This window comes from Ferrovibrio terrae (assembly GCF_943371255.1).
GTDB classification, from domain to species: domain Bacteria; phylum Pseudomonadota; class Alphaproteobacteria; order Ferrovibrionales; family Ferrovibrionaceae; genus Ferrovibrio; species Ferrovibrio terrae_B.
The window spans coordinates 41,149-52,648 of the sequence record NZ_CALRUC010000016.1 but is presented as its reverse complement, the minus strand read 5'-3'; the positions used below and the strand labels follow the sequence as shown (position 1 = coordinate 52,648).

Genomic DNA, 11,500 nt, shown 5'->3' with positions numbered 1-11,500 from the left:
CTGGGCCGCGACATGACCGAGGAAAAGGTCGCCACCAGCTACAATAATTTCTACGAATTCGGCACCACCAAGAACATCGTCAAGCCGGCACAGGCGCTCACCATCAAGCCCTGGCAGGTGAAGATCGACGGCATGGTGGCGAAAGAGATCACCATCGATGCCGAAGACCTGATCCGCAAGCTGCCGCTGGAAGAGCGGCTGTACCGCTTCCGCTGTGTCGAGGCCTGGAGCATGGCAGTGCCGTGGAGCGGCTTTCCGCTCAAGGCACTGGTCGATTTTGCCCAGCCGATGTCGGGCGCCAAATATCTCAAGATGGAAACCTTCTCGCGGCCGCAGGAGGCCAGCGGCCAGAAGCAGTTCTGGTATCCCTGGCCCTATACCGAAGGCCTGAGCATCGAGGAGGCCCGCAACGAACTGGCCTTCATCGCCACCGGCATCTATGGCAAGCCGATCCCGCGGCAGAATGGCGCGCCGCTGCGCCTCGCCGTGCCTTGGAAATACGGTTTCAAGTCGGTGAAATCGATCGTGCGCTTCACCTTCACCGACAAGCGGCCAAAAACTTTCTGGGAAGCACTGGCCGATAACGAGTATGGCTTCTGGGCCAACGTCAATCCCATGGTGGCGCATCCGCGCTGGAGCCAGGCCACCGAGGAAGTGATCGGCACCGGCAAGCGTATCCCGACCCAGATCTATAACGGCTATGGCGAGCAGGTCGCCGAGCTGTACAAAAACCTTGGTAGCGAAAAGCTTTTCATGTGAGGCGGTTTTGGCTATCCCGATGGGATGGCCTATGACCTGATCATCTTCGACATGGATGGCACGCTGGTGGACAGCGAGCCGTTGGCGAATCGTGTCTTCTACGAAAAATTGCAGCCTTATGGCCTGCCGCCCGAGGTCGACGAGGCGCGCCTCGCCCATGCCCTGACCGGGCTGAGCCTGCCGAGCTGTTTTACCCTGCTGCGCGACAGATACGGCCTCGTCCTGCCCGCCGGCTTCGAAGATGACCTGCAGGCCGAGACCTATCGTCGCCTGCGCAGCGAGCTGCAGCCCATCGCCGGCGTGCCGGCCATGCTGGAAGCCGTGGCCGCACGCAAATGCGTCGCGTCATCCTCAGAACTCGACAAGATCGCCCTCAGCCTAGAGCTCTGCCGTCTCAGCCACCATTTCGGCCCGCATATTTTCAGCGCCCAGCAGGTCGAGCGTGGCAAACCGCACCCGGACCTGTTCCACTTCGCCGCCGCGCAGATGGGCGGCCATCTACCTGCCGGCTGCGCCGTCATCGAAGACAGCCTGCCCGGGGCTACCGCCGGCATCCGTGCCGGCATGACGGTGTTTGCCTATCGGCCGGCGGGCGATGACGAGGCTTTTACCGCACTGGGCTGCCGGGTGTTCCGCGACATGACTGCGCTGCCGGCACTGCTTCTGGCCTGAAGACAAAAAAAAGCCGGCCTGGAAACCAGGCCGGCAAAGTCTTAACAGGGAGGCTCCGCGCGAGACGCGCGGACTGACCGAAGCAGCGGGGGAGCTGCAGCGGCCAAAGTTTCTGGCCGAAGCCAAAAACCGGAAGATGCTGCGACGCAACATCTGACAGGCAATGATGTACCGCCTGGTGACTCATTTGAGTATCCATTGAATTCTCAACTCAGCCATGCGAACGGTGCATAACTAGATTCGACTGGTAAACTCATACGACTCAAGCGCTTATTCCTGCGCCCACCAGCGCCGGCGGGGGCGGAAAATGCAGGCGTACCGTGGTGCCGCGCCCGGGCATGGAGTCGATTTCCAGCCTGCCGCCATGCAGTTCGATCAGCGCTTTGACCAGTGGTAGACCAAGGCCCGTGCCACGCATCTGCGAGACCAGTGCCGAATCGATGCGTCCAAACGGCTCCATGGCCTTCTGCACATCAGCCTGATCCATGCCGACACCAGTGTCGGTGACCTCGATGATGGCGGCGCCGGTGCGGTCGGTCTGCAGGCTGACACGCGCATATCCGCCGGACGGCGTATATTTCACGGCATTCGAGAGCAGGTTAACCAGCATCTGCTTGGCCAGCCGCTCATCGGCATAGATCGTGGCACCTTCCGGCGCCGGCTCGGTCTGCAGCGTCACCATGCGGTCGGCGGCGAGCGGGCGCAGCAGGGTCATGCAGTCCTGGAACAGGCGGTCCCATGACACCTGCTCGGCCACCAGTTTCATCTTGCCGGCCTCGACCTTGGACAGGTCGAGGATGTCGTCGATCACCGCCAGCAGATGGCGGCCGGCAGCCAGAATATCGTTGGCGTAACGATCGTATTGCGGCACGCCTGAAGCGCCGAGCAGTTGCAGCGCCATGATTTCGGAAAATCCGATAATGGCATTCAGGGGCGTGCGCAGCTCATGACTCATATGGGCGAGGAACTGGCTCTTGGCCCGGTTGGCATATTCCGCGTCCTGGTGGGCCTTGATCGCGGCCTTGCGTGCGGTCTCCAGCGTCTCGGTGCGGGCCGCCAGGGTTTCGTTGGTCTCGCGCAGTTCGCGTTCGCTGCGCTTGAGCAAGGAGATATCGGTGACCAGTGAGGCAGTGCCGCCGGATTCGAGGCGGAAATCACGAATCTGCAGCCAGCGGCGGTCGCGGGTGTCGTAGAAGATATGCGGCTCGCTGCGACCTTCGCTGAACGTACGCATGCGGGTGGCGACCCATTCGTCGTAATCCGTGTGCACGCCGGCCGCATTGGGCGCCGGGCGATCGCGCACCGATGCCTGACAGATTTCCCGGTGGGTCATACCGGAAATAGTCGCCAGCGGGACGCCGATGATCGCGGCATAGGCCGGATTACAGACCAGCATGCGCTCATCGCTGTCGAAGAGGGCAACACCATCGGGCGCGACTGCCAGCGCATCGCTGAGGCGCTGTTCGGCCTGGCGTAGTTTTTCTTCCGAAGCTTTTTTCGCGGTGATGTCGTTGACCACCACCAGCGCTGCAGCCTCATCGCCATACTGCATCGGCACGGCGGCCATGGTCGCCCAGATCGCCCGTCCCTGTACGGTGGCAATCTGAAATTCTTCCTCGGGCTGCACGTCATCGGTATTGAAAATGCGCGCATGATGCGCAGGATCGAGCACATAGCGCGGTCCAGCTAGCGGGCCACCATCCCTGATGCCAAACAGTTCTGCCGCTGGACGGTTGCTGTAGAGAAAAGCCCCATCACTGCGGCGCGCCACCACGATCGGGAATGGTGCCGTGTCGAGAATAGAGCGCAGGCGCCGCTCGGCAGCCTCGGCATCGGCGCTGCTACGCGTGCGATCCTGCAGCATGAGGCGCAGACGTTCTACCAGATCGGTGGTGCGCCTGAAGTAGCGGTTGAGCCGGTGAGAAAAACTGAACAGCAGCACCATCACGATCAGGCCGGCACCGGCCAGCAGGCGCTGATCGGGTGTGCCGCCCAGCAGCAGGATGCCAACCGAAGGCAGGATGGCGAGCGCAATCACAATCCCTGACACGGCGAGTTGCACAGCCACGGTGAGGCTCACCGAAACGATCATGCCCAGCACGCAAAGCAGGGCCAGCAACGGGGCCGCCTCGTAAGGCAGCCGGACGATGGTAGCCGCCGTCACCCCGAACAGGGCGCCATTCAGGCCATAGACCGCGATCAGCCGCGCACGCCACATTCCAGGATGGCTGCGGCGCGCACGGTCCGCCATGAACTGCCGGTGCGTGAAAAACTGCAGGCCGACCACCAGGATCGTGGCACCGAGATACCCAAACCGCAGATCACCGGCAATATAATCATCCAGCAGAAAAACGACGGCCACGGCGGCCAGTACCTGCAGCGCCATGTCGAGCGGGCGACGCACGCGCACCAGCAACTCATTGCGTCGTGCCGGACCGCTCGGCAGATCTGATTGAAAAGGCATCTTCAGTAGCGCCAGTCGGCGACCTTGCGCAGAAGGAAATCGCGGAACACCGCAAGACGCTTGGTGTTCCGCAGCTCCTCGGGATAAACGAGGTAAGTGTCGAAACTGGGTCCGTCAATATTTGGCATCACGCGCACGATGCGCGGATTGCCCTCCACCATATAGTCAGGCAACGCCGCGATACCGAGACCACTGGCGACCGACTGCATCACGCCATAGACGTTGTTCACCGTCAGGATCGGATCGCGCGGCGCAACCGGATCTCCGACCTTGAGCAGCCAGTTGATGTTGTTGAAATGCGCCGGCGCCTCTTCGCCATAGACGATCAGGTGATGACGATCCAGATCCTCGATGGTCTGCGGTGCACCGAAACGCGTGACATAGTCCACCGAGGCGTAGACATGGTTATGCACGGTCAGCAGCTTGCGGTGAATCAGGTCGGCCTGGGTCGGCTTCCACATGCGGATCGCCACATCCGCTTCACGCATCGAAAGGTCGAGCTCGCGGTCATCCACCACCATCTCGATGCGGATATCGGGATACAGATCCATGAATTCCTTCAGCCGCGGCGCCAGCCAGACGGTGCCAAAGGCCACAGTGGTGGTGACGCAAAGCTCGCCCGAGGGCTTGTCCTTGGCATCGGCGATCATCGCCTCGGTCACCGCCAGGCGGGCAAAGATGTCGCGCGCCGTGCGATACAGCAGTTCACCCTGTTCGGTCAGGATCAGGCCACGCGCATGGCGATGGAACAGCGTGGCATTCAGTTGGGTCTCAAGCGCCCCGATCTGGCGGCTGACCGCCGACTGGCTCAAGCCCAGTGACTCGCCGGCATGAGTCAAACTGCCGGCCTCGGCCACCGCATGAAAAATGCGCAGCTTGTCCCAATCAAGCGCCGACATAGTTCCCCCTTATGAACGCAGTTGCAGCTGCGTTTAGTCGGCTGCCTCAGCTGCCTCCGAATGCGCATGATGCGCGATGAATTTCTCGGCCTCCAACGCCGCCATGCAACCGGTGCCGGCGGCAGTGACCGCCTGGCGATAGATCTTGTCCTGTACGTCGCCGGCGGCAAACACACCGGCCACTGTAGTCTGCGTGGTACCCGGCTTGGTGGTCAGATAGCCTTCTGAGTCGAGGGGCAGCTGCCCCTTGAACAGTTCGGTGTTCGGCGTATGGCCGATGGCGACGAACACGCCATCGGTGGCGACGTCCTGGGTCGCACCGGTCTTGGCATGTTTCAGCCGCACGCCGGTGACGCCCTGCCCTTCGGCGCCCAGAATCTCGTCCACCACATGATCCCAGATCACGGTGATCTTCGGATTGGCGAACAGGCGCTGCTGCAGGATCTTTTCGGCGCGGAAGCTGTCGCGACGATGCACCAGCACCACCTCGGTGGCATGGTTGGTCAGATACAGCGCCTCTTCCACGGCGGTGTTGCCGCCGCCGACCACGACCACCTTCTTGCCGCGATAGAAGAAACCGTCACAGGTGGCACAGGCCGACACGCCGAAGCCCTGGTAGGTCTGTTCGCTGGGCAGGCCGAGCCACTTGGCCTGGGCGCCGGTGGCGATGATCAGTGTGTCGGCAATGTAGGTGTCGCCGCCATCGCCCTTGGCGACGAACGGCCGCTGCGAGAGGTCTACCGCAGTGATGTAGTCATTGATGATGGTGGTGCCGACATGCTTGGCCTGCGCCTCCATCTGCTCCATCAGCCATGGGCCCTGGATGGTCTGGGCGAAACCGGGATAATTCTCGACATCCGTGGTGATGGTGAGCTGGCCGCCGGGCTGCAGGCCATGCACCAGGATCGGCTGCAGCGAGGCGCGCGCCGCATAAATCGCAGCCGTCAGGCCGGCCGGACCAGAACCGAGAATGAGAACCTTGGTACGATGTGTTGTGGCCATGATCATGCGACTCCGGACGCGGCGAATAGGCTAAAAACGAGCGATTTCCGATTATGACAGCGGGCGGTTCAGGTGCAAGGCAAAGGCGCCCCGGAAAGCCTCAAGGCAGGAATGGCGGGGCTTTTCTCCTGCGTCAAATGACAGCGTTGTGACAGATCGGCTCGCGACTCGTTTGGTGATGACTCGATATAGGGCGGCCGCATTCATTTATCTCGCGGGCTCGCGCATGACCCGCCTGCAGTCAGCCGGATGATCGGCTCGACAACCGCACTGGCTGGGGCGGCTGACACGGCACGATAACCCCTTCAATAAATTATAAAGTTTTTTCAATGCCTTGGGGGATTTATCCATCTCCATTAAATCCTTCATGCCGAAGGGATTACTCGCTATTCCCTTCATCTTTGGGATAACTACCCGTCGATTCTAACATTTTTCCGCGATTTCCCAACGTTATCTCCGCCTCCGGTATTTATCGTGACAGCCAGCACCGGGCAGCCCAAGCTAACATTATGTCTGATCCTGTATTTATGGACCTGGAAGCTTCCAGTTTGATCTCCGGGTTTCCGGTAGAGATTGGCTGGGCACGCCAAGAGGGCATTTCTGTTCGGATGAACTCAATCCTCGTGGCGCCGCCGGACAAATGGCTGGAAACATGCGCTTGGGATCAAAACGCACAGCACATTCATGGCGTGACTTTGGATCTTCTCCGGTCACAGGGCCATCTTCCATCCGACGTCTGTCGTTACATCAATAATGAACTCGAGAATGTGGCGGTTGTTCTCGATACTGGCGCGACTGGGGCCGACGTTCAGTGGCTCAAGCAATTGTATGCGGAAGCCCGCACGGAGCCCTCATTCACCATTCTTACCGCAACAAGCGAAGAAGTCGTTCAAAACCGACTGGGGTTTTGGAACGTCCCACCAGAACATCTCCAAATCATGCATGAGCATGCCCCAACTCCCCCGCATCGTGCCGCTGAAGATGCAGCCGTTTGGGCTTGGTGGTTAATTGCAGTTGAATTTGCTTCCTCACAACCGAGTGGAGCCGACAATAAATCTTTTGCCAGCCAGCTAAAAAGTATTGAGATTCCACGCAGCCGCTGAACGGTGAGATCTAACACGAATATATATTCGCGTTCAAATTTGATTACTTCTCTAATGTCTTTGCGACTCCAATTCTCCGTCGATATTCTTCCCCGTCACTGGCGCCAATTCGGTATTTCAGCGGGGGCCCGTTGCCTAATCCGACAGAACTACTCGTTCATGCGATTCCAAGCGAAGAAGCGGCACTTGCAGCGCGCCGCCTCGCCGTCGTGCGAGACCTTGTTGAGAGTGCCGCCAAACGCGAAGACTATCTCTTGGCTGCCCGAAAACTCAAAGTTTCTGTAAGGACTGTCTACACTTTAGTGAACCGATACCATGCGAGCAGCGATCGAACCTTACGCTGTATGCTTCCCAGAAAACGCGGACGCCCAGTAGGTAGCAGCTTCCTGTCTCCGGAAGTCGAAGCGATTATTTCTGGTCAGATCACACGACTATATCGTGGGAAAGAAGAAGTCTCGATCCAACGGCTCTATTTAGAGATTGGCGCAGATTGTCATAGTGCCGGACTAGTGGTGCCCACTTACGAAACAATACGGCGTCGAGTTTATCGTCTACCTCCTGATAAACGCCTCAAAGGGCAAGAGGGCAGCGCCGCCGCCAAACAAAAACTCACTCCGACGCCCGGTTCGTTTGTTGTGGCGGGAGCCTATAGCGTCCTACAAATTGACCACACTCCATGCGACATAATGGTCGTTGATCGGTTCACACGAACCGCGATCGGACGACCATGGCTCACTCTCGCTATGGATGTTGCATCTAGGATGATCGTTGGTTTTTACATCACACTAGAAGCGCCTTCATTCCTATCAACGGCGCTCTGCCTCCGGCACGCCTGTCTTCCTAAAGCTCCATACTTGCTTGAGAGAGGTTTCAACTTCGCGTGGCCCTGCGATGGGCTACCCGACAACATTCACTCGGATAATGGCGCGGATTTCCACAGCGACGATTTGAAGCGAATCCTAACCGCCTACGAAATTGGTCACCAGCTACGCCCTATTGGTGAACCTCGGTATGGAGGACATATTGAGCGCCTTATTGGGACGTGCATGGGTGACCTACATTTTCTGCCCGGCACAACATTCGCGAACGCTGAACGACACAGGGCGAGAAAATACGATAGCTCCCAAGAAGCGTGCCTTACCTTGGAAGAGCTTGAGGCATACTTCTGCGCTCAGGTAAACATCTATCACAACACCATTCATTCGTCCCTCCAGCGCCCTCCAATCACTGCCTGGGAAACAGAGGTGGAAAGCCGCGCTTCACCAATTCGGGCAATTCAGAATTATAGGTATATCTCAGTCGACTTCCTTCCCTCCGAGCAACGGACGGTGAGTCGTCGTGGCATAAAGTTCTACGATATTACCTATTGGAACAACGATCTGACCTGCCTGCTCGGAGAGCAGGACCGCAGAGTATCTGTTAATTACGATCCACGAAATCTCAGCAGTATCTACGTCATGCTTCCAGGTGGCGGATTTATCGAGACGAAGTACGCCGATGCCAATCGGTTTCCAATTAGCATGATGGAACGGGATGCAATCGCCCGTGAAATTAGAAAGAATTATCGTGGTGAAATTCACGAAGAGCAGATTTTTTCCATGATTTTGGCAAAGCGTAAGATCGTAGCTGGTGCAATATCGAAGAAAACCTCAATTAAACGCTCTGCCGCTCGTTACATAGAGCGTGTAACGCAAGCGCTGGAAGCCGAAAGGCCACCTGCGGAGATAATTCCATACTTGCCTGCGGCCAGAACACCGATTGAAGATATCGAACCCGATACGGAGAGCGCCCAGATTGTTGAAGTGGAGGATTGGTAGATGGATACTTACTCCCATCTTGCCAACTCTGCACGATCTATTGTCGATCTGACTAATTCGGAGCGAATATCTTACATATATAGAGATCATCTAATTAAGTTCGACCAGTTCAATTATGTGACGTCCGAACTTGATCGCCTCTTTCATTACCCTCGGCAGATTCGCATGCCATGCATGCTGCTAATGGGACCAACTGGAGTTGGGAAGACAAAGGCAGTTAGTGCATTCATGCGTAGGTATCGGCCAGATGCCCAATCACAGATAGGAGGTTTCATAAATCCACATCCGGTTGTCATCATGCAAATGCCAGCCGAACCAACACAGCAGGAATTTCTCCTTAAGATGCTGAGAGCCGTCAATGCTCCAGTGACTTCGGCAATGAAAGTAAGCGACTTGGAGCGAATGCTCGTGAGTATCCTTCGAGATGTGGGCACAAGAATTATAATTATTGACGAATTTCACAACTTGAATTCGTCCACGGCACGCCAACGACAGATCGTAATTAATACAATTAAAAATTTAACAAACGACACAAGCATTCCCATTGTCGCCGTTGGCACTTCGGCTGCGCAGCTCACAATTAAGTATGATGATCAGATGTCGCATCGGTTCCGCCCCGTGGAGATGCAGCCATTCAAGCCAGGAAAATCTCTAGACGAGTTTTTGCGGACTGTGGTTGCTCACCTACCCCTACGGCAGCGATCAAACATCGACACCAGAGAATTTAAGAAGCGCCTGTTGGATCTAACCGGAGGCATTACAGTCAATCTGTTGCGGTTACTTAGTGATTCCGCTGCCCTCGCCATCCAGACAGGCGCTGAGAGCCTTACTTTGGATAGCCTTTCGCTGGTGCCCGCCCCGTTACTTTCAATACCGCGCCAAAGAAAAGAACCTCCCTTTACTTCAGCGTAGCTCATTAGCAGGTTCAGTTTTTATCTGCCTCGCCTGTTCGGCGGAGTTCATTTGCAATATGGGAGACACGCTCGCTAACCCGCATAACGTCGGCCCTGAGAGAAACCAGTTCAGTCTCCACGCTAAATAATTGTTGACGCAACACTCGCTGAATATCGAGCGACAGGCTTAGGCCGCTTTCGATATCACGGATTTTGGAGGCGATCTCCATTAGATCTCCACCCTTCATATTAGGACCTCTGCCTATGACCGCCTCTCTATTTAAACGGACTATATGCTCTGTATTAAGAGCCTACAAGCTGATGCTTTCTGGGCATGGATGTCCGAAGAATCGTCAGCTGGAATGTGCGCCGAATTCGCGTGGAGCGCGGCCTTACCATAGAAGACTTGGCCGGCAGTGCGGAAATTGACTCTTCCTATGTCGGACGAGTCGAGCGCGGAACCGTCAATTCCAGTATTGACGTGCTGGCACGCGTTGCCTTGGTTCTCAAGGTACGGGTCATGGAATTGTTCATGGAGCCGCTACCAGGAGCCCCCAAACCATCCCCTCTGCCGCCGGGACGAAGAGCTTCTAAGCCAGCCCGCGCCAGACGAGGGTAAAGGCCCGCAGCACCTGAATGCAGGGTGCTTTAAGTCCTCAAATCTATGGCACGTTCATGCAATCCGATGAACGCCTGCCAATCGTAGTTCCGCCCCAACCCGATGAAACATTGCCTTCCTGGCTGGCGCGAATAGGCAGGTATTACGGTATTTCGGGCAGTAACTTTCTCGACTTTATTGCGAAGAAATTCAGAATTTCTAGTCCTACTGTCGATGCAATTCCGCAGCCTTGGCGTCGGAAATTGGACTTATTCCCTAGCTTTGCCGCAATAACCGCTGAGCAAGTCGAGGCCCTGGGGAGTTTCGTTGGTGGCGATGCTGCACGCATTCGTTCCATGGCAGCAGTGTGTCGGAATAGTCGTACCTACCCCTCGCTTGTAAGGCCCGACCACCCCGATCCTTTGGTGTGTCATCTCTGTTTGAACGAAATGGTCAGAGCACATGGTTATATTTATGAACGGTCTCTTTGGCGAGACAGTACGCGTTTTTCCTGTAACGCACATCGCATTTTTCTCACCCGCAGTCGTAGGTTTTTCGATCGATGCGGGACAAAGGATTGCGTAGGAGGTGGACTTCTTGCGGCTCGATCATTTGCCGAAGCGAATGGCCGATTGGATGAACGCCAATCACCGCTTCTATCTTCTTCAGGGAATTGCCTAGCTGATTTCTGTGCATCAGATCAAGAATTGACGGGGAGATTTAAATGCACCGAGGCATCGTTAAGTGCGATGCGAACCGATTTGATATGGCTGGATATGCATTCACGAAGAAGAACGAAGAGGCTGCTTGGCTGGTCGCAGCCCGCGCTACTTAGGGCAGAGCGCGGCCTTCTAATAAACAATGTCTATTCATACGAAGTTGACGCTCTTGAAAAGACCATCCCGATAGTAGCACGCTGCCTAAGCGGGGACGCAGTCGAGCTAAATAGCCTTTTCACCGATGTAGTGCACCGGTTTATTTTCAACGCGACTCTGGTGGCAAATCCTAAAATTCTAAAACAACGCATTCGAGATGCCAAGGCACAGGCATGGCCGCTTGCGCGTGACTGGCCGTATCTTTGGCGGGTGCAATTTTTGGACGCGGTAAATCGCGCAAATATTATTCGTAAATCAAAATACCATTATGACTGGCGAGCAAAGGCTCGCCGATTGCGCCCACCTACTTTCCGAACATAAACTAGGTGAAGTCAGTTAATGCGAGAACGAGGCCGCACTATTGTCAACGCTACTGCTGCTCGAACTTGAAGCGCATTGATAGATGGCAGAGCTATTA

At 56.4% G+C, this 11,500-nt stretch carries 10 protein-coding genes; 6 read left to right on the top strand and 4 right to left on the bottom strand.

The window, feature by feature from the left end; all coding sequences use genetic code 11:
* A partial coding sequence (gene msrP / locus AAG799_RS05925; RefSeq protein WP_341894879.1) for a protein-methionine-sulfoxide reductase catalytic subunit MsrP occupies positions 1-759 on the top strand: 759 nt, incomplete at its 5' end.
* A 24-nt stretch (positions 760-783) separates the two neighbouring features.
* The gene (locus AAG799_RS05920) at positions 784-1,431 is read left to right on the top strand and encodes an HAD family hydrolase (protein ID WP_341894878.1); all 648 of its coding nucleotides are present in this window, start codon (positions 784-786) and stop codon (positions 1,429-1,431) included.
* A gap of 262 nt (positions 1,432-1,693) precedes the next feature.
* Here the strand turns inward: AAG799_RS05920 and AAG799_RS05915 are convergent, their stop codons facing one another.
* From AAG799_RS05915 to trxB, 3 genes are read right to left on the bottom strand one after another with little or no spacing between them, the layout of a single operon-like run.
* Positions 1,694-3,841 (bottom strand): ATP-binding protein, encoded by a 2,148-nt coding sequence (locus tag AAG799_RS05915; protein ID WP_341894877.1) that lies wholly within the window; start codon positions 3,839-3,841, stop codon positions 1,694-1,696.
* 56 nt (positions 3,842-3,897) lie between these two features.
* Positions 3,898-4,794: a LysR family transcriptional regulator gene (locus AAG799_RS05910; RefSeq protein ID WP_341894876.1), complete on the bottom strand. Its 897-nt coding sequence runs from the start codon at positions 4,792-4,794 to the stop codon at positions 3,898-3,900.
* A 33-nt stretch (positions 4,795-4,827) separates the two neighbouring features.
* The gene (gene trxB / locus AAG799_RS05905; protein WP_341894875.1) at positions 4,828-5,796 is read right to left on the bottom strand and encodes a thioredoxin-disulfide reductase; all 969 of its coding nucleotides are present in this window, start codon (positions 5,794-5,796) and stop codon (positions 4,828-4,830) included.
* Positions 5,797-6,305: 509 nt separating this feature from the next.
* Between trxB and AAG799_RS05900 the strand changes: the two genes are divergently transcribed.
* The 3 genes from AAG799_RS05900 to AAG799_RS05890 all read left to right on the top strand — a co-directional run bounded on the left by AAG799_RS05900 (position 6,306) and on the right by AAG799_RS05890 (position 9,628).
* Positions 6,306-6,899 carry a hypothetical protein gene (locus AAG799_RS05900; RefSeq protein WP_341894874.1) on the top strand — a complete coding sequence of 198 codons (594 nt, stop codon included), beginning with the start codon at positions 6,306-6,308 and terminating at the stop codon, positions 6,897-6,899.
* A 131-nt stretch (positions 6,900-7,030) separates the two neighbouring features.
* The gene (locus AAG799_RS05895) at positions 7,031-8,716 is read left to right on the top strand and encodes a Mu transposase C-terminal domain-containing protein (RefSeq protein WP_341894873.1); all 1,686 of its coding nucleotides are present in this window, start codon (positions 7,031-7,033) and stop codon (positions 8,714-8,716) included.
* On the top strand, positions 8,717-9,628 hold the full coding sequence (locus AAG799_RS05890; RefSeq protein ID WP_341894872.1) for a TniB family NTP-binding protein: 912 nt from the start codon (positions 8,717-8,719) through the stop codon (positions 9,626-9,628).
* Between the two features lie 13 nt (positions 9,629-9,641).
* Here the strand turns inward: AAG799_RS05890 and AAG799_RS05885 are convergent, their stop codons facing one another.
* On the bottom strand, positions 9,642-9,839 hold the full coding sequence (locus AAG799_RS05885; RefSeq protein ID WP_341894871.1) for a hypothetical protein: 198 nt from the start codon (positions 9,837-9,839) through the stop codon (positions 9,642-9,644).
* 445 nt (positions 9,840-10,284) lie between these two features.
* Between AAG799_RS05885 and AAG799_RS05880 the strand changes: the two genes are divergently transcribed.
* Positions 10,285-11,403, top strand: coding sequence for a TniQ family protein (locus tag AAG799_RS05880; RefSeq protein WP_341894870.1), 1,119 nt, complete (start codon positions 10,285-10,287; stop codon positions 11,401-11,403).
* Positions 11,404-11,500: the final 97 nt, after the last annotated feature.